The 19,710-nt window shown below is 33.9% G+C and carries 13 protein-coding genes and 6 pseudogenes; 6 read left to right on the forward strand and 13 right to left on the reverse strand.

Annotation, left to right across the window (positions count from 1 at the left end):
* Window positions 1–83: pseudogene (locus M3205_RS17885) on the forward strand (ATP-binding protein); the annotation flags it as partial.
* A gap of 68 nt (window positions 84–151) precedes the next feature.
* On the opposite strand, the pseudogene M3205_RS17890 reads toward M3205_RS17885, so the two are convergent.
* The 3 genes and pseudogenes from M3205_RS17890 to M3205_RS17900 form a co-directional block, all read right to left on the reverse strand.
* Window positions 152–1,411, reverse strand: a pseudogene (locus tag M3205_RS17890) (UDP-N-acetylmuramate--L-alanine ligase); the annotation flags it as partial.
* Between the two features lie 47 nt (window positions 1,412–1,458).
* Window positions 1,459–2,244, reverse strand: coding sequence for a Cof-type HAD-IIB family hydrolase (locus M3205_RS17895; RefSeq protein WP_251171165.1), 786 nt, complete (start codon window positions 2,242–2,244; stop codon window positions 1,459–1,461).
* Window positions 2,245–2,851: 607 nt separating this feature from the next.
* Entirely contained in the window at window positions 2,852–3,964 is a 1,113-nt protein-coding gene (locus tag M3205_RS17900) for a hypothetical protein (protein ID WP_159871199.1), read from the reverse strand.
* Window positions 3,965–4,832: 868 nt separating this feature from the next.
* Between M3205_RS17900 and M3205_RS17905 the strand changes: the two genes are divergently transcribed.
* Entirely contained in the window at window positions 4,833–6,572 is a 1,740-nt protein-coding gene (locus M3205_RS17905) for a helix-turn-helix domain-containing protein (protein ID WP_251171166.1), read from the forward strand.
* Window positions 6,573–6,955: 383 nt separating this feature from the next.
* Here the strand turns inward: M3205_RS17905 and M3205_RS17910 are convergent.
* The 3 genes and pseudogenes from M3205_RS17910 to M3205_RS17920 form a co-directional block, all read right to left on the reverse strand.
* Window positions 6,956–7,228, reverse strand: a pseudogene (locus tag M3205_RS17910) (DNA/RNA non-specific endonuclease); the annotation flags it as partial.
* A gap of 481 nt (window positions 7,229–7,709) precedes the next feature.
* Entirely contained in the window at window positions 7,710–8,441 is a 732-nt protein-coding gene (locus tag M3205_RS17915; protein WP_251171167.1) for a MerR family transcriptional regulator, read from the reverse strand.
* 158 nt (window positions 8,442–8,599) lie between these two features.
* The gene (locus M3205_RS17920; RefSeq protein ID WP_251171168.1) at window positions 8,600–9,460 is read right to left on the reverse strand and encodes an Hsp33 family molecular chaperone HslO; all 861 of its coding nucleotides are present in this window, start codon (window positions 9,458–9,460) and stop codon (window positions 8,600–8,602) included.
* Window positions 9,461–9,941: 481 nt separating this feature from the next.
* Between M3205_RS17920 and M3205_RS17925 the strand changes: the two genes are divergently transcribed.
* The 3 genes from M3205_RS17925 to M3205_RS17935 all read left to right on the forward strand — a co-directional run bounded on the left by M3205_RS17925 (window position 9,942) and on the right by M3205_RS17935 (window position 12,650).
* A complete protein-coding gene (locus M3205_RS17925; RefSeq protein ID WP_251171169.1) occupies window positions 9,942–11,177 on the forward strand; it encodes an IS110 family RNA-guided transposase in 1,236 nt (411 codons plus the stop codon).
* Window positions 11,178–11,557: 380 nt separating this feature from the next.
* The gene (locus M3205_RS17930) at window positions 11,558–12,103 is read left to right on the forward strand and encodes a hypothetical protein (RefSeq protein WP_236564808.1); all 546 of its coding nucleotides are present in this window, start codon (window positions 11,558–11,560) and stop codon (window positions 12,101–12,103) included.
* A 106-nt stretch (window positions 12,104–12,209) separates the two neighbouring features.
* Complete coding sequence (locus M3205_RS17935; protein WP_396105986.1) at window positions 12,210–12,650, forward strand: hypothetical protein; 441 nt, start codon at window positions 12,210–12,212, stop codon at window positions 12,648–12,650.
* A 791-nt stretch (window positions 12,651–13,441) separates the two neighbouring features.
* On the opposite strand, the pseudogene M3205_RS17940 reads toward M3205_RS17935, so the two are convergent.
* A pseudogene (locus M3205_RS17940) lies at window positions 13,442–13,610 on the reverse strand (DUF1657 domain-containing protein).
* 206 nt (window positions 13,611–13,816) lie between these two features.
* Here M3205_RS17940 and M3205_RS17945 point away from each other — a divergent pair.
* Entirely contained in the window at window positions 13,817–14,275 is a 459-nt protein-coding gene (locus M3205_RS17945; protein WP_236566279.1) for a hypothetical protein, read from the forward strand.
* A 908-nt stretch (window positions 14,276–15,183) separates the two neighbouring features.
* On the opposite strand, the pseudogene M3205_RS17950 reads toward M3205_RS17945, so the two are convergent.
* The 6 genes and pseudogenes from M3205_RS17950 to M3205_RS17975 form a co-directional block, all read right to left on the reverse strand.
* Window positions 15,184–15,498: pseudogene (locus M3205_RS17950) on the reverse strand (Tn3 family transposase); the annotation flags it as partial.
* Window positions 15,480–16,013: a DUF421 domain-containing protein gene (locus M3205_RS25945; protein WP_341040619.1), complete on the reverse strand. Its 534-nt coding sequence runs from the start codon at window positions 16,011–16,013 to the stop codon at window positions 15,480–15,482. The pseudogene M3205_RS17950 and the gene M3205_RS25945, both read right to left, overlap by 19 nt.
* Window positions 16,014–16,135: 122 nt before the next feature.
* Complete coding sequence (locus M3205_RS17960) at window positions 16,136–17,542, reverse strand: phospholipase D-like domain-containing protein (RefSeq protein ID WP_251171170.1); 1,407 nt, start codon at window positions 17,540–17,542, stop codon at window positions 16,136–16,138.
* Between the two features lie 439 nt (window positions 17,543–17,981).
* Window positions 17,982–18,489: pseudogene (locus M3205_RS17965) on the reverse strand (DUF421 domain-containing protein).
* 115 nt (window positions 18,490–18,604) lie between these two features.
* Window positions 18,605–19,465 (reverse strand): DUF421 domain-containing protein, encoded by an 861-nt coding sequence (locus M3205_RS17970; RefSeq protein ID WP_159868078.1) that lies wholly within the window; start codon window positions 19,463–19,465, stop codon window positions 18,605–18,607.
* A gap of 29 nt (window positions 19,466–19,494) precedes the next feature.
* Window positions 19,495–19,701 (reverse strand): DUF1657 domain-containing protein, encoded by a 207-nt coding sequence (locus tag M3205_RS17975; protein WP_009336483.1) that lies wholly within the window; start codon window positions 19,699–19,701, stop codon window positions 19,495–19,497.
* Between the last annotated feature and the right edge of the window lie 9 nt (window positions 19,702–19,710).

Consider the following 19,710-nt stretch of genomic DNA (forward strand, 5'->3'; position numbering starts at 1 on the left):
GTGTGGAAGTCATTCACGGTAGAGAAGATGAGGAAAGTCATCGTATGAGAAATCGGAAAAGCATATTTTCAGCCGAAGTGTAAAAAGGAAATGAGCAAAAAGTGTAAAATTCGACTTGACGTCTACAAGCACTTAAGAATAAATAAACTGCATCCTTATATTGTTCAATGTTTCTTATGCTCATTGAAGAATACGTTGGATTAACTACACTGGTATTATCTATCTTATTTTCTCTGTTTTCTGGAATATATATATCAGTAATAAAATGATGGTCAGCTTTTGATAACTCACTTTTAAAATCATTTAAGAATGTTTCAAATCTATTTATGGTATGTGGTTGGAAGATTGCTATAATTTTCTTCTGTGGGTATTTTTTTCTGCATGCTTCCAGTGTTACCCGGATCTCTGTAGGGTGGTGACCATAATCATCAATGATAATAGCCTTATTACAAGGAGTTTCTTGGAATCGACGTCTTGCTCCATTTAAATATTTTAAGTCTATTACATTACTACCTGGTAATTTGTGTACTCCATTTAAATATAAATTTGTTACCAATGCAGCTGCGACATTCATGATATTATGTTTTCCGAAGAAGGGAGTATAAATATTGAATCGTTGTTTTTTGTACTCTAAATCAAACATAGTATACATCTCAGTATTATTCTCACAAACATTTGAAATAACTGCATCGTTATCTTCACTAAATCCAAACTTGACTAAATTTATATCTAAATCTTCAATACACTGTAAAACATTTTCATCATCTCCATTTATAATGGCCACCTCCTTCGTGTTTTTTAGAAAGTCTCTAAAAACAGATTTGGTATCTTCTATATCCCTAAAAACATCTGGATGGTCAAAGTCTATATTTGTAATAATGGTTATCTTAGGAGAGTAATTCAAGAAATTGTTTTTATACTCACATGCTTCAAATAGAAATAAACTCTCAGGTTTTTCAGTCAAGTTGCCTACTCTTTTATTTCCACCAGTCCCATCACCTATTATGTAACTTATATCAGTAAATGCAGGCCAATCTAATTGAGATAGAATGTTCGTTGTGGATGTTTTTCCATGTGTTCCGGATATGGCAATACTTAAATATTCTTCACTAAGGTTTGATAAGAAATCTGTGTACTTTATAATTTTAAGGCCTAACCTACTTGCTATTCTGTAATCTATATTGTTATCAGGATTGAAAGAGTTTCCTACAATGATCTCTGTATTAGAATCAATTGCTTTTTCTATCTCACCAAAATTAAATATGTTAATGTTATTTTGTTGTAACTTTTCTTGGGTAAAGATGTATTCATTGGTATCTGAACCTTGAACACTGTATCCTTTCTCATGCAGCAACAGTGCTAAAGCACTCACTCCAGCCCCTTTAATACCAATAAAATAATAATTCTTCATTCTAATTTCCTCCTCATTCTGCCACTATGATTCTCGCTAAATAAAATTTAAATAATTCCAAATCTTTTTAGTGCATAATATATACCGTCCTGGCTAGATTTTTTAGTAACAAAATCAGCAACACTTTTTAGTTTTTCACTGCCATTTCCCATTGCTATACCAAGACCCACCAGCTCTAACATGTCAATATCATTTTCACCATCCCCAAATGCTATAGCTTCCGATCTATCTATACCGAAAAATTGTAAAGTCTTCATTATAGCTAGAGATTTTGATACATCGTCCTTTAAAATATTTAATACGTATGGATGCCACCTTTTAAATGTTAAATCAGGGAACTTTTTTTTATACCTTTCTACTGTTTCATCATTTGCAAACAGACAAAGCAAAAATACCTCTTGATCAAAAATAAAAGGATTGGTTTGTGGATATTCATTCAATGACAAAGTTTCATTTAACGCACTAAGGATTTCTTTATCCTCTACTCCATTCATACTGAAATCTTCAGTATAAAAAGATAGGGCGGAATTTTCTTCTTTCGCAAAATCAATAAGTTCCTTTATTATATTTTTTTCCATAGGAACCTTATGGATAATTTCTTCCCCATGCTTAACATAGCCACCATTTGCGGTTATGAATGTCGCTATTCCAATGGCCTTTAATTCTTTACACATTGATAATGGTCTTCCGGTTGCAGCAACTACCTTGATTCCTTTGCTTAATAATATTTTTATAGCTTCAATTGTGGACTGTGGAATATTTCCATTTTCATGGTTTGTAATAGTTCCATCCACATCAAAAAAAACAATTTTGTAAGCCTCAGAAGTACTCATAGCCACTACTCCCTTAATTAGTGAGATAATTTTTAATGATAAACAACTATTTTCTATATTTTACCATAATTGATAAGTGATTAGAAAAGTCTAACCCAATAATTAGAAGTTTATGGTTTTAGCCTATTTGTATTCCTATTTGCATTTTCGTGATCATTCATTATTCGATAACAAGTAAACTTGATTAATGCTCATTTTTTAAATGATAAAAGTTCATATTTGATAATAAAGACATATAAATAATAAGAACAACAGAATTAGTAAAAACATCAAATTAAATAAGCCCTTTAACCATTTACCCATTTTCCCCTTCTCCCCCAAGGGTTTTACAATATCACCTATATGATGCCATTCAAATAACTAAGAATTTAACAGAAACAAATAAAAGAAAATAACAAGTTAACAGTTTGTTTAATACACTGTATACAAACTCACAATAGAATTATTGAATTATTAAGTATTCCACAAGTGAATATTCGAAAGGAATTTTGGAATAAAAAAAAGAGGTTCCATAAATGGGACCTCTTTTTATAGCTGATTCAAATATTAAACATGAGAAATTGAAACGCCAAGAGCCTTGTAACAAGTAAATTTTTTACAAGGCTGTTTAGATATCAAATTTTGCAAATTCCGGTATTTCTCCAGTCAATTGATATTGTTCTACTTTAGCATCGTGAATTAATTCATATGGGATCTTCTTAAGTAAAGTTTTTATATCTTTACGGAAGGCTTTCCTGAAAAAGGCTCCCAGGGAATGTATTCTAAAAGTTGATTTAAGCACACTTTGTTCAGTTATGTAGGAACCAATACTATCTATGCAGCTAATAAAGTATCGCTTAATCGAATTTTCAAGATTAAAGGATTCATCATTTTTAATAAATTTCACCTTATCATATACCTCTTGCTTAAAAGATAGCATGATGTCAAATTGGTCTCGAGGCTTGTATTTTATTTTATGCCCATCAAGAAAATATATTAATTCATGGGAAAGCATTGCGATGAGATGATCAACTTTAAATTCACCGCTGCTTTGTTCTTTAACACAATCTTCTTTTAATGTAATCCATACCTTTTTAACCCAAATCTGATTGCCACGGAACTGTAAGCCCTCAAATTTAACATCAAATAAAGGTTCCAGCAAAGCTAAAATTTCTCTAACCTTCTTCGCATTTTTATTTAATTGCTTCTTTAAAGTTGACATGTTACGAGATTGTTTAAGCATTTTCAAGTCAATGTCTTCTCTTTTAGACATAGCTGTACGGAACTGGTTAAATAAAGAAAGCATTAACTCAATTGCTTCGGGGTTTGCTGTCCTAACCAATTCTGCGAGAATATTTGTATCAAAAAGAGAATGAGGAATCAGAAGGTAATTTAGTTTACCTCCTTCCACACCTGGATTATTGCACTTTTCAATGTCTTTTAACACTAAGACAGAGATTCCATTTTGGATCTCCTCTTTAACAAAGTGATATTTCTCTAAATATAATTTCCCTGAATACAAAGAAGAATAAGGAATCTGGAGTTTTTTGGCCCAGTAAGAAAGGTTGAACTCTTTTAGAATACCTCTTTGGTTTTTCTCCAAGTCCAGCTGCTTGAGCATAGTTAGGTAGACAACATAAGCGGATGCTGGGGGCCGTTCAAACGTCTGGTCTCGCAACAAATGAAATTCTTTTAGTATAGATTGGTGCATTCTGAAACCGTCAATCTTCACTCTTTTCATGCTCAAGCTCCTTTCTAATTTATGTATTGATTCGCAGAAAGCCAAATAAAGACTAGGTACAAGAGATCTTTGTCCTGAATGCATGTTAATCTCAAGACATGAAAAAATAGCTTTTCTATAGACAATTCTATTAATCTCTTATTGTTGAAATAAGTATAACTCAATCGAAATTTGGAAAATGTTCCTCTCTAGAGAAAATGCACCACAAATAAAAGTGGAATAAACACTGGTATAATAAGCTTTCGGAAAAAGTTATTATTTTTTTCTTATACGATTACCGCTAGATTATGCACCAATAGATATAAAATGCACCATTTAAAATAAATAAAGAACTATTAATAAACCTTTGATAAATGGGGATTTATCTATAATGTAAAGGATTATATTTATACGGGTTCCGCTATAATATCTTTGAATTGGTGCATTTTAAGTTATGCAGCAGTCGCAGTAATTGATTTCAGTATTTGAACTTTCATTTGGTTTTTTTAAAATTAATTACCAACTTTCTTTTTAAATCAAGGTTTTTAATCCATACAGGTTCCGCTAGATGCCCATCAAATGGTGCATTTTTAGTGGTGCGTTTTATTTTTATTTCTATACAGGTTCCGCTATAAATTCATATAGCCGGCTGTTAACCCCTACAACCTCCGCAGAGAAAAAGAGATATAATATCTATTAAACCCTTGATTTATAAGGGTTTATTTAAGTTAGTTATATCAAAAGTGGTGCATTTCTTTTGAAAAGTGGTGCATTTTGATTAGGCATGTCGGGTAAAATGGTGCATTTCTCGATTTTTTAATTTTTATTTGGTGCATTTTGATATTATTAAGAGGACAAATTCACCCCTTTTTCTAAGGAGGTTAGAAAAATGAAATATGAAGACATACCAGAACATTTAATCCTAAATTATGAAGCTTTGAAAATTGTTCTTTTTGAGGAAGTTAAATCACTCTTTATGGATCGCCCTCATGTTTTGTCAAAGTGGAGCAGCTTAGCGTATCAAATGACAAAAGAAGAAATATTAAATCAAAAGCCCACAGATGATATGCGTTCTTTTGGAGTGTTAATCTCCCTTTTTACAGAAGCATTTTTTCACCAGAAACCAATTACTAAGGAAATGATCAAAGATGTTGTCTCCTCATCTGGTGACACGATAAAAGCATTTATAACAGGTCATCTGCACCAGGAGTTTCCTGAAGTCGAAGTGAAATATAGTTTTAACGACAATAAAATTGAAGAAGCGCTAGAGAAGGACTATATCCTTTCCAGCACGAATATGGATTTTCATCTAATGAGAGATATGGTTACGAAGAAGAATGATTTCAAAGAAGGCGAAGCAGGTTATCTAGCGACTGAAATTATAGACAATCGAGGTAACGTTAAAGGGGTTGCTGAGCTGCGGCCGCATGAATTACAAACTGAATTAACGATAGAGCAGCAAGTATGGCTAGAAACCTTGGGTGAAACGCTTAACTCGTTAGATGACTTGACCGCGGATTTATTTGATTTGATATCATATTTATGGCTTACACAGCCAAAGTCGAGTGATGGATACATAGAGTTTCATAGTAATGATGCTTTGCGACTTAGAAATATTAAAAAGAGAAGTTTTGCTGGTAAAGAATTTGATTACCGGGAAGAAGACCGTTTTAACATTATGAGAAGAGTAGCGGCACTCTCAAGTATTTGGGTATCCTTAGGTGATCAGACTATTAAGATTGTAAATACGGAAGGCCTTCAAGATAGCGAGCTGTATAAATTTAAGGATTTCCAGAAGATGTTTGAAATAGGAAAAATACGTATAGCCTATGATAAGAACACAGGAGAAGCTAAAGGAATATATGCTGTCCAGGTGCGCCCTACTTCTATTCTAACTCCTTATCTGGAAGGTCCTAAAAAGACACTTGGTATATTAGATTTAAAGGTCTTTAAATACAGCCATACCAGCCAAAGAGCTCATAAACGGCTGACAAGGTACTTAAACCTCCAATGGAGGATCAGAACGGTTAGGAACACGCTTGGGCAGCCATTTAAGGTAGGAACTCTTTTAAAAGAAATGGACTTCTCCTCCCGTTATACTGGAGTTGCACTAAGGGATAAATTTGAAAACACTTTGGATGATCTCCAGGCTGATGGTGTTATAAAAAAATGGATGTATTTAGATGAATTAGACGAAGAAATGGTAGGAAAACGAAACTGGGTTAAAGAATACTGGAGTAAGTTAAATGTACATATTTTGCCGGCTGATTATATTGTAAAGGAAAACAGAAAGATTCTTTCTTCGCAACCAGTGACAAACAAAAGATTAATCGAAACATCCATAGCGCAAAGTGCAGCAGATATTGAATTAGTACCAAGCGGACATTCTATGGCTATACAAAGTGCAAAAGACTCACAAGGGCCGATTACTTTAACTCCTGAAAAAATGAAGGAAGCATTGGAGTTTTTAAATATTAGCATCCGGCAAGCATCTGAGGAAATAGGTATTGCTCACACTACCCTATCGCGCTATATAAAAAGGGAAAATAAAAGGCAGAATAAGAAAAACGATGAGAAAATGTTGAATTGGCTGAAGCAAAAGCTTAATAGCGGCAGTAACAGCCTATGAATGGATACAGTCTCAAATAAGGGAAAGTGGCTTTAGACAAACTGTAATTGAAAAAGTGACAAGGAATGAAAATAACGATATTACAGAAGACGTAAAGCAAATTAGACCAATAATAAAAGATGACTTACCATTTTAAAAAGAGGCTGGGACAGAACTAAATTGTCCGTTGTTAAAGCCGAATGATTTCTATTTTAAAAAGTAATAAAAATAAAAAAAACGAACTATTACGAAACTCTAAATCAGAATTTCGAATAATAGTTCGTTTTTTTCTTTGGTCGAAATGCTTTTGTCCCAGCCCCTTTTTCTTCAGTTGGAACTAAAATAAGAATAGACAAAGAGGAAAATGTTCCTTCTTTCATATATTTTCCTCAAAGTTTAGATGCTTACTCTCCAACCATACCATCATTGTCATTATCTCGCATATACCGATATAACCAATGATCGCTCATTATTGGCATACTGTAACCTGCATCTTTTGCTTCTTGAATAGTCACTTGGCCGTTGCCATTTGTATCGACACTAGAAATATCACCTTTTTTGTTTGAGCTAGTTGAATTTGAAGGTTTGCTACCTGTTAAACCAAGCGATTCGTTTACTTTATCAGGGTTGACATTGTCGAATGTATCAACAATCTTATTCCCTTTTAAAGTATATTGTACATCTGAATTTACTGGGATAAATATAACAATGTTTAATTTCTCTACACTTGTACATATTTTTTCCCATATCATATGGGTGGAATTATTATTTTCGAGATAGAAAAAGCTACAATTATTTAAATTCGTTGTGTTAGTGTTGAATGTTGATTTGTTACTATTAAATTAGGCTGCCATAAAATGACAGCCTAATTATTATTGTTTTTATTCAACTAACGCTACCCGTTAGTTTAAGTGCAAGGTTTCACAAACTCCCAACCGATAGCAATTCCAAAGAACTTAAGAAGCACGTCCTTACGAAATCCATTATTTATTCCATGAGTTATATCTTACCTTGCCCTTTAACTCTTCAACAGTAAAATCATAGAATCATCTAAAAAAATACCCCACAGACAATTTAAATCTGAGGGTAGAGTGATGTAATTACTTCATAAACGGTTCTATTATGCCAAACCGTATATTCCATGATCAATTCATGTTCTTAGTTACTCTGTAAGGCTCTACTAATGTACTGATAAATTTTAGCATCTACGCCATGCTGCAACTCATTTCCTGGGTTTTCTTCGTGAAACTTTTCAGTAGCTTTTATAAAGCTAGAATCATTTTGTGGCAAGGACATCCCTGCAAGATCTTTCCATTGATTAGCAAGGCTTTGAACATCTTTATCCGTTGAGAGTGTACCTTGTTCCATATGATTACGAAGCTTTTTCATGATTAAATTAAATTTTTGTTCTGCCTCTTTTAATTCTTCTTTATCCATGTCATCATATTGCTTTTTCATTTGTTCTAGCTGGTCTTTCGAAAAATATTTTTCTTTATTCATTTTCATCACTCCTAATAATTTTGTTAATTCTTCAACTGATAAAGCTTGCTGGCTTTGTGTTAAAGCTAACGCATTCGTTAACTCATTTAAAAGATCTTGTTGCTTTTGAATATCCTCTTGCAAACGAGTTATTTGAATAGACAAGATTTCGGATGCATTGTAACTAAAACTGTTAGATAGGTATGTTTGTATATCCTCCAAAGCTAAGCCAATGTGCTTTAAAGACAGGATTTTCTGCAACTTTGAAAGATCTTGCTTATTATAAAGCCGATGCCCAGATTGGGAATAATCAGAAGGAGAAAACAACCCGATTTGGTCGTAATAACGTAACGTCCTTACTGTTAGTCCAGTTAACTTTGCGAGTTGCCCCACCTTCCAATATTGCTTCAAAATAATCCTCCTCAAATCCTGTTACATATCTACATCTCCACTATAAATCATTACGTTACGTAAGTTTCAAACATGAAAGCGTATCTTTTTTCTTGTTAAACTGTTTAGTATAAATAAAAAAATATAATGGGATTAGTTTCGTTCTCTAATCACAATCATCATAAAAGAAGTTTGAGTTCAGAAGGAGAAAATATATATGATCTCCCACAGATGTGACAGCTAGACTCAATTGATTTATTATCATGAATATATTCCAATAAGTCTTTTCTCTCTATTGAATATAGCAATCCATAGAACATTTCCTTGGAACACCCACATGAAAATTTAATTCCATTTAGACCTATTATCAGTGAATCACTGAAGTAACTTTTTAATTGTTGCTCGATTTGAATATCTTCCATAACTTTAAGGTTTTTAAAAATGTTTGAGTTGGTATTTATCTTTTCTTTAACTTCTTTTAATAAATGCTTTGATGCCCCAGGAAGCAATTGTGCAAACATGCCATAACTATGGGAAACAGTATTATCTTTTCCAAAATCTAAATTTGTTTCAATGAGTGTTTCCAATTGCTCACTTTGTTTAAAATAATGTGATAAGTCATCATCGATGTTCTGATAAGGCATATCCGTAATTCCAGTAAATTGACTCATATTGAATCCCTTAATCATACGAATAGTACCTTTTTGTCCAATAAGTTCTTTTATAGAAATACCCTCCAAAGTCTCGGCCTTTAAAGAATTTCGACTATTATAACCACGGATATTTCCATTAGAATCTGCATCTGCATATATTTTGTATTTAGAATTACCTAGAGTGAACGTAGCACTCAATCTTTGCTCTCCCTTCAATGTTGCAGAAAGCAAACTAATTCCAGAGACGATTTTACCAAGAGCAACATTAAGTATTCGATGATTTTGCTCATTCAAACTGACAATCTCATTAATCAGAGCTGTATTATCTGAAATAAACAAACGAACTTGTTTATCTAAGATCAATGCCCTTATGACCTTATCTCGCATATCATTCATCCTTTCCTAACGTAATGAACTATCTGTAAACCACTATAAATCATTACCTTACGTAAGGTTCAAGCACATATTTATTCATTTCATTTTAGGAGGTTAAACACCATTAATTTAATGTAACTTATCCGAATAATCATATCAAGTGAATTGTCTCAAACTTTAATCAAAAACAAATTTATTACATTGTGAAAGTGTTCACTTAAACTAAACTGCTTCATTCGTATTATAAGGTTAGCCAGAATGCTAAATATTTCTGGTTGACCTTTTTTTATTGGGTCTTATTATATCAGTAGCCAGGGTAGAACGTAACTGCTCGTGGGGCTTAGACCCCGTCAGCTAAACGGTTCGCCCCCTACTTGTAGAAACATGATTGAGGCTGGTTGGGACTTTGATCTCGTATAACAAGCGAAGCTGTGACACTGCAAGGAGAAATTAGGGGTACTGGTAAATTACATGTTTAGGAGGAGGATTTAGAATGAATCCAGTCGTTGGTCTGGATATTTCAAAAGGGGAAAGTCAAGTTCAAGCATTTTTAGATAAAGGCAAACCATTCAGAAAGAGTTTTAAAGTATCTCATACAGTTGAAGGGCTAAGTTATCTTGTATCGTTTCTGGAGGATGTGAAAAAAGAGTCTGGTAAGAAGCCTTCAATCATTCTAGAAGCTACTGGGCACTATCAAACTCCTGTTGTTCATTATTTGGAAGAACGAGGTTATTTATTGATTATTATCAACCCGTTGATTTCATACAAGGCAAGAGGCTCAAGTTTAAGAAAAGTAAAGACAGATGCTGTAGATGCCTATCTTCTTTGTGAGTTATTCTACAAAGAGGAGTTAGAGCCTTATAAAAAGAGAGGTGTTCAATTATTAAACCTTCGAAATCTTACAAGACAGCATGAAAATATTACTGGAGTAACAATTCAAACGAAGCTTCAATTTCAAGCTGTTCTTGAACAAGTGTTTCCAGAATATAAGGGGGTTTTTGGAGATTTATATTCGGTGGTATCACTCTTAACGCTTTCAGAGTTCCCCTCTTCCGAGGATATTATTAAAGCAAGTGAAGAAACAATTACAGATAAGATACATGAATTATGTAAAAGTCGATCAATTAGGTGGGCAAAAGAAAGTGCGATTAAACTTAAGGCTGCGGCAGCTCGTAACCCTTTTGAAAAGACAGTCTACCAGAGTCATATTTTAAGCCTTGGTATGTATATTAATATGATTCTTCAATACAAAGAGCACCTATCAAAGTTGGAGTCGGAGATAGATGCCCTCGCTAAAGAAATTGAAGAATATAATATTATCAAATCTATCCCTGGTATCGGGGAAAAAATCGCTGCAACGATTATTTCAGAAATTGGAGAGATAGATCGATTTACTAATCCTAAAAAGCTGGTAGCTTTCGCTGGAGTTGATCCAAGTGTATTCGAATCTGGTAAGTTTACAGCCACAAAGAATCGAATTACAAAACGAGGGTCAAGTAGGCTTCGTCACGCCTTATATATGGCTGTTCGTTGTGCGATTCGTGATTGCCGTAAAAAGAAAACAACGGATGAAATCATCCCTCGCAACAAGAAAATGCGAGAGTTTTACGACAAGAAACGTGGCGAAGGAAAACCCTTTAAAGTAACTGTAATTGCATGCGTAAATAAACTCTTACATTGGATATTTGCCCTTTTAAAGAACAGAACCACTTTCCAAGATTTAGCTTAGAACCAAAAATAAACTAAATAACACAAAACCTTCCAAAACCAGAATAACGGAAGGTTATTTGGCATGCACATTTTTAGTATAGCATGAGATATTTTAAGTTTTTATTGAAAAATATTGACAAACTATTAGCTGGTTTATCTGTTTGTTAAGAACGTTTTAAAAATGCCTTTATACTTTTAACACCGGCCTTGTTTGCAAAGGAAAATTATACTTGCAGAATGCAACATATTTATCCGTTTGGAAAGAAAACAAAATTTATTTTGTTAAATGAGACAAATGCCTAGTCTAGGGACATAAGTGAAACATACCATAGAATTGTAAATTGGTTTTAAAAGGTATTTAACCTCATTTTACACGCGATATTGCTTCTTTTTTTAGAAGTGAAAAAATTTAAAAAGGGTGATAAAAAAATGGAAGCCCAAACGGAAAACTATAAATATTTATTGGGATGGTGTACCGACATTTATGTTCATTGGGAAAGTGTGAAACCGAAGTTCTCAAAACTCTTTGACTTAAGAACTTTAGAGGAATGGGAAGAGACATGGCGTAATTTAATGAGTAAATTACAAAAAAATTTAACAGTAGACTCTGAGGACTTTGAGACAGCTACAAGTCTTTATGAACAGTGGGAGGTGCTATACAAAGAAGCACATCCAAATCTAGAGGGTAATGAATCCGATGAGAGAGAAAATTCGGATCAGGATTTGAAAAGTGAAACATTAATGGCAATAAAGCCTTTTGTTGATTATGGTCTAAAAGAAGTTGCTCTTACTTCCTATGAACATGCGCTAACTGAAATTGCCGCAATGGCCTACCTTCTGGGAAAAGGCTTTGATCAACAAACAGCTTATAAAACCGTTGAATCTTGGGAAGTAAATGAAATGTTCGAAACCGAATATGGAAGATTCAAAATGAATAAATATTAAAATAATTTATTAGACTTTCTTTCTTTTTTTAACACTCTGATGTATAGATAGAAATTAAACTTTAAACTCTTGTATTTATGATTATTACGAAACGAGGAATCAACTTTTGCAAACTGCACAGAAACTCATGGTTAGTATACCTTTTCCATCAAAATGGGGTATTTCGGCTTCTATAGCCGGTCGACCCATTATTTGGGGAGTACTCATCATTAATTCTATTACAGGTAATAATAAAGTATCTGGTACAATTAATTTTCGTGGTACACCTATTCAAATTAATGGGTATTGGGAAGAAAACACCAAACAAATAAGTTTTGATTCACCATATGCCTCATTTTTTGGTAACTTATCTATATTTGATGATCCCTCGATTAGAATTCGTCATTTCGTTTTAAGTGGACAGTTTATTATGAAACCTCCCTCTTTGCTTGCAGGTGAGTACGGAACTTGGATTGCTACAACTGATACAGCACTCACTGAACCTCCTATATATCAGAACGGCGTTCCTCCTGCCGGAGTCTTTTTAACATCAGATATCCTGTACTAAATCACTACCCTCCCGTTACACTATGGTAAGATATCTTTATATATATCACATATATTAGGCGCACTAGTCCGTTAATCCACTTGAATAAATTATTTTTGTGTCACCCCGAATAATACTCTTTTTTTAGATTATGGTAATGGTTTCACATCAACCGGTTTTTAAATAGTATTTAGGAATGGATTCATTTTGACAATCGATTGTTCCCTTATCCATAAAGCCGATTATTTCTCGTAAGTTGAGGAAAAATCGGCTTTATTCATGACGAATTATGCTTAGCGTATGTTTTAAGCGCTTTTTGTTGGTGGGATCCCTTATATATAAAATAGCCTTATAATCAAAACGGTTGCTATATTTCATTGCTAAAAACTTTTATTGATTCCAAATTCTCTTTAAATCCAATGGAACGAATACCTTATTCCCATGTATCTCCCTATGTATGATAGGATTTGAAAAGCATTGATCTAAACTTAACCCTTCTTTTTTATGCCTAGCTCTTATAAAGTCTTCGGGTAATCGCATAACACTTGCTCCTTTTATATTTTTTATAAAACAACTCTTGGTAAGAAAGCTTAGTTTTTATTCGCTCTCTGTAATATACCAAGAATGTTGCGACATAAAGCTTAGAATTGTAATTTTTACGAACGTGTGCTTCAGTTATTTTTTTTATGAGACTGGGCTTGTTTGTTTTGTTGTCTTACTTGTTGTTCATTATTTTTGCTTGTAAACTCATTTCCTTATTGATTTTGTGCTCCTTGCGTACTGCCTTGGGAAGCTTGGCTTCCATCTTGGGCTTATTGCGGTTCTTCTTGTTCGATTTGTTGAACGCGTGGTTCAACGCTGTGTAGAACGGATTGAGTTTGTAGCCTCTTGGTAAAGCTGCTTAGCTTGTTGATTGCAAATGTTTCGAAGCTAGCCTGCAAATCCTAGTAGAGCTGTCTTTACGTCATTTTTTACTGTTATAAATAACGCCGCCTTTAATTTTTACTTTATTAGAATGATGTATAAGAATATTTTTTATAACTTCCAATTTTATCCTGCTTTTAAATGACCAAAAACCCACAGTTATGTAATTACATTTGATAAATGGCACCATTTTTTTGATAGAAGCCTCTTTTCCTCTGTACTACATTTTTATCTTCAATTCCTGACACCTAGGCCGCTACTGTTTGGTGATTAAGGACCTTAATTTTATTGATGTTAAGTTAAAATGTTCGTATAAAAAAGTGGAAGGAGAAGATAATATTGAAAGTAAACAACCAATAGAGAGGACGATAAAAATGAATCTAAAGTGGTTAAGGCTATTAACAGCAGTTTTTCTATCTGCCATCATGTTATTGGGGTGTAATAATGTAGAAGAGGATAAGGATCCACCACCACCTGAAGTGGATGTAGATCCTGACACAGAAGAACCCATTGAAGATCCTGAAGATGCAAATGACCCAGATAATATAGATGAAAATGATGTGGACCCAGATACAGAAGAGCCAATTGAAGATCCTAAAGATGTAAATGACCCAGATAATATAGATGAAAATAAAGATGATGAAGCTGATTTAGTCCCTGATGCAGAAGAACCCATTGAAGATCCTAAAGATGTAAACGATCCAGATAATATAGATGAATAAATATTAACAGCAATAAGGCACACCGTTTGTTTTCAAACGGTGTGCCTTATTGCTCCAAATTTAACTGTTATGATAAAGCTCAATTGTTGTTTTTTTAACCAATAGTACAAAAATACATTTAAACATTTCAACTCTACTAGTTTTCCTTTATAAGCATGGAACATATCAACTATTTTTAAAACATTTTATTAATTCCCTAAGATTCAACCGTTAAATAAACGGTCTATGCCAATTAAATAGGTTATTGCAGCACTTCCTTCAGCTCAGGGTATTGCGAAAACTGGCTGGAATATTGAGGATGATAATAAGACATGTAATTATGATATTGTATAATTTTTATAACTCCCCTTTCTTAAATTGAATATATTTAGTTTTATCTTATTTTCCTAATTATCCTAGGACTAGACATTTGCCTACATACCCTAATTTGAAAAAACAAATAAAGAAATAAGTAATAGCAAAAGTTAATCATCTTTCCTTTCTTTAATAGCAACGTAAACGAAACTCCTTTTTTATTTTCCATTTATTTCATCGTTAAAATCCCTGTGACTAAACAAGCTAATAACAAAACTATTTATAGGTGTCTCATTAGAAAAATACCAAGGGCCTTATTGGTTACCGTTTCCATACTTATTCTTTTATCCATAGGGTTACTATTTTTAGTACAAAATACAAGAAACACAGAGAATCACGAAAATGAAACTGTAGCTGTCAAAAACAGATTTAATACCCCTATAACCAGAGTCCAAAATGTTGAAAGCGAAAAAAATGTTCTTCAAATAAACAGCATTGCCATGGATGAAACCATAAAGGGGTACTGCCGACTAAACGCAGATATAATACGCTAAGGAATTTTTTAGAAGGTAAAAGCCTGATTTTTCTACGTTAAGCAGAAAAACCAGGCTTTTTTATATCCTAAGTGGACGCAGGGCATGTATCGAGTTCAAAATCTCAGGTATAAATGAATATTCTCCGAGAAAGTTTATGTGTTCCCATCCCAATGGTGATATGTGAGGAAGCAATTCCTCTTGATATTTTCCTATATTTTTAAAATGTTCAATTGCTTGTGATAAATACACGGTATTCCAAATGCTGATGGCATTAATAATTAGATTTAATGAGCTGGCACGCTGTAAATGATCTTGTAATGCTCTTTCTCTAAGTTCTCCCTGTTTTCCGAAGAAAATAGCTCGTGCCAAGGCATTCATGGATTCTCCCTTATTGGGAGGTATACTGGACTTTCTAGAAGACTGAGATCTTGCATGTCTGGTTTTTGATACTTCGATTGTAATAATATACTGATTTGCCCATTAGCTTCCAATATACCGTATTTGACTTCGCGAACAGAAAAAACCTGATTTTGTCGAAGTATACTTAATACTTGATTTACATCCAATTTGTTCTTTTTAAGTAACTTTCTATCCATTATACCATCCCGAATAATGATGTTAGGATCGCCCAATAAGAGAGAACGTGTCGATTTATTTTTTAGAGTCAAGAACTCTATCCCCAACATGAGAAGCGTCCACAATCCGATGGCATATAAAAAGTGAAAAATCCCTACCTTATTTTCATAAATGGTATTTCCTAAAAAATCTCCAAGCACTAATACAAAAACTAAGTGAAACGGGGTTAACTGATAGATGGATGTTCTGCCTGTTATGATAATGATAAAAAATAAGGTGACAAAACCTACTATGACTTTGATTGTCAGTAAACCCAAAAAAATTTCACCCAAAGTTTATTCCTCCATTTTATATTTCACTCGATTTCAAAAATCCCTCATGTTTTAAAATATTTATATTACAACATGTAAGCTAAATTAAAATCAGAAAGATAAAAAATACGGGTTTTTTCAACTTATAATAATGGAGAAAGCACGCGAGCACCCTGTTCAACTATGCGCTCAGTCAGGGATCGTTGCAGCAAGTCTTCAATTTTTAATGGTACAGAATCAGTAAGATCTCGTTGGAACTGCTCAGTGAGTTCCCTCGCCACATCAGCACTGTATAAAACTTGACACACCTCATAATGCAGGCGAAAACTTCTCATATCATAGTTTGCTGAGCCTACTTCTGCAATTTCCTCATCGATGATCAACACTTTTGCATGTATCATTCCTTTATCGTACTGGTAGATTTCGACTCCAGTTTCTATAAGTTCTCCGTAATAAGTACGGCTTGCAAGGCCCACGATTTTTTGATTATTGTGGCGAGGAACCAGCAATCTTACACGGACACCACGAGCTACTGCTGTCTTTAATGCCATGATAATATCCGTTTCTGGTACAAAATAGGGTGTTGTTAAATCAATAGTCTTGGTCGCCTGTGTTATACATATAAAGTAAGCTTGCCGAATGACTGGGGTAGGAATTCCAGGGTTTCCTTCCAACGTATGGATATACGCTTTATGCAATGTCCTAGTTTTTGCGGATATGTCCATTTCTTTTTCATCAAGGGTGCTCAACTCTGATCCCAATTCGGCTGACCATTTGGAATGATCTGCTCTGCCGATTGAATTGATTTTCGTTACCTCTGATTTTGTTTTCAAATTTGTTTTTGATTTTATCCTTTCCGGCACAGCGATTTCCCAATGAACATCAAAAACAGTCTGCAAATCGGATGATGCTTCTCCTATGACTTGCAAATGAGTATCCCGCCAGAAGCCAACGTCAGGCTTCAATCCTGTATATTCATATCCTATGTTAATGCCACCATTAAAAGCTACCTTTCCGTCGATTATGGCCATCTTACAATGATCCCGATAATTCCAATTGGACAAAATCCAGGGAAATCGCAGAGGAAATATTGTCCTGCATTCTATCCCTGCTTCAACCATCTGCCGGATTTTTTCACGCGGGAATTTATAACTCCCCAAGCTATCTCTCATAAAACGAACCTGCACTCCATTTAATGCTTTTTCGATTAGCAGTTCTGTGATTCGATTACCAATTTGGTCATTCCGATATATGAAATATTCCAGATCAATTGTTTCTTGGGCTTTTTGCAGGGATACAAGGAGTTGATCATATTTTGCTATCCCATTGTTAAACACTTGGACTTGGCCCATTCGAAGCCCATTCACAGTGAAATGCCGTAAAGCATTGGCAATTACCGATGCTGAAGCACCGAATGTCTCAGGTAATTTGTTAGATTCATTTTTAGAACAGGTCAATCTTTTTCGATGAATAAACTTAGGGTTTGATATGCTAAGATATAGCCAGAAACCAATGACAGGTAAAAAAAGGACGATTATTATCCAATTCAAAGCCTTGGCAGGCCGACGAACTTACCAAATTGCTATGAATAAGATAAAGAACATATTTAACAGGTATAGATAAAAAATCCACTCCAACTGGAATCCCTCCTTCTGTTTCTCTTAACATGTACAAACTATGTAACCAGTATACGTATGGAATATGAAGGGATTGTCTGTTATATATTATGGACTACCTTTATAAGAACTTGTATAAGATATTAAGAACGAAAAAAAGAGAATTAAGGTTGGGAAAGTTCTGACATCACGAAAGGCGTAATGATCTGGGCACTGTCCTAACTAGAGACTTAGTGATTTTGAAAATTACCATCTGGTAAATTCCTAAATATAGGTATAATTTTTTATAAATTTGGAAAATGAAAGTGGTAAATGCAATAAGGAGTAAATAAGAGAAAACATTAATTTATATTGGGAGGAAATCGTCTTAAAATTAGTCGTTAACATCTTTTTTGTTAATGGTTAATGAATGATCGGTATCTCTAACAGCAGCATAAAAAATATCTTTGATTTGAAGATATCCCTTTGCCTTTAGTTCTTCCTTTAACCACTTTTCATTTTTGTTGATAAATTTTAATTTACGCTTTTGCACTTTCCCTTCAATGACAACGGCTATGGGTAATCCGCGGTATTCCACTTTCATATGTAAATCTTTTGGAGTAATAGGAACTAATTCTTTTCTTGGAAAAATGCTAATTTCACCTGTTGCTTCCAAAATCGCATATTCAATATCGTGAATATCCGGATATCCTGATGTTCTTAAATTAGACAACAGCTCAGGTAAAGGATATCTACTTTCCTTTAAATTTCGATTAAGATAAAAAAAGAATCGCTCCAAAATCATGAGGGGTAAGTTGGGCTAGAGCTGATTTCCCTAAAATATTTACTGCTACAATAAACACAATATAGATAAAAATAACTTTAACTAAAAAAATAGACACTTCTAACACCTCGTAAAAAAATTCACCTTAGTCCGAAATTGGACTAAGGTTTTTAAACTTATTTCAATTAAAAATGGTATCTTTTTTTCGTCATGTATGAATCTAAGCTAAATCCTTATCCTTTTAAAATAGGGGTCACTTTATCAATGGCTTCTTGTAATTTTTCACTGTTTAACCTATACATTTGTTTGGCCTCTTTTGATTCCGTTCCAAGAGCAAATAGTTCTAAGTCTGCTTGACATTTTTTCAAGGTTGAAAGAATTAAGGGTCTTTCTTGTGGGGGTGCGACTTGTAATTTATCGTCAAACAGATCAATCGTTAACTCTCCGTAAGAATTAACCTGTCCCAGAAATACATTTTCAATCGTTACCCCTAGTTTTTCTAATTCAGTTTGTAGCCAAGCCCGACTTCGTCCAATCGTGGCTAGTGGTTCATCCATTATTGTACCATCCATAATAATGGTCTGAGGCTCCTTGATTGAAGCAACCTTCAAGTTTATATCCTTTGCTGTTAAAGGTTGATTTTCTTTCTTTAGCATCACAGATAAATCACCTGTTGCCTCTAAAACAGCAAATTCTACATCAGAGACTTGAAAGACATCCTTCCTGCGAAGGAGATCTAACAGTTCATCTGTCGTATATCTTTCCTTTTTTAAATTATCTTCCATAATCTTCCCATCTTTGATAAATACAGTTGCTTTTCCTTCTATAAAATTGCGAAAACGTTTACTTTTTAATGAAATTAAACCAGCGAAAAAGGGAATAGCCGCAAAAATGACAATTCCAATAATTCCGTGAAAAATGTTCCGCTCAAGTCCCATAGCCACTTCTGCACCAATACTCCCAATAGAAATACCGGTGACATATTCAAAGAAAGATAGTTCGGAAATTTGCTTTTTCCCTAACCATTTTGTAATGAAAAATAAAACAGCAACAAATAATGCTGAGCGTACAGCTATATCTAACCATTCAGGCACTGCTTACACCCCCTGTAAATATAGTTTTTCTAGAAACCTTTGTACTGAAGTTCCTCTCCTTCTAGTTCTCCTACTCTTTTTTTTAAATCTTTTGTTACTTCGTGTACTACCATCATAGCCTCATGCAAAGTTCGCTTCGATTCATCATCAAGAGTCCGTAATGCTAAACTTGAGAGACTTGCTTCTACCCCTTTTAGACTGGCAAAACACTGTTTAACATCTGATCCTACTGTCATCCTAATTCT

This window comes from Cytobacillus firmus, assembly GCF_023715565.1.
GTDB lineage: Bacteria > Bacillota > Bacilli > Bacillales > Cytobacillaceae > Cytobacillus > Cytobacillus firmus_C.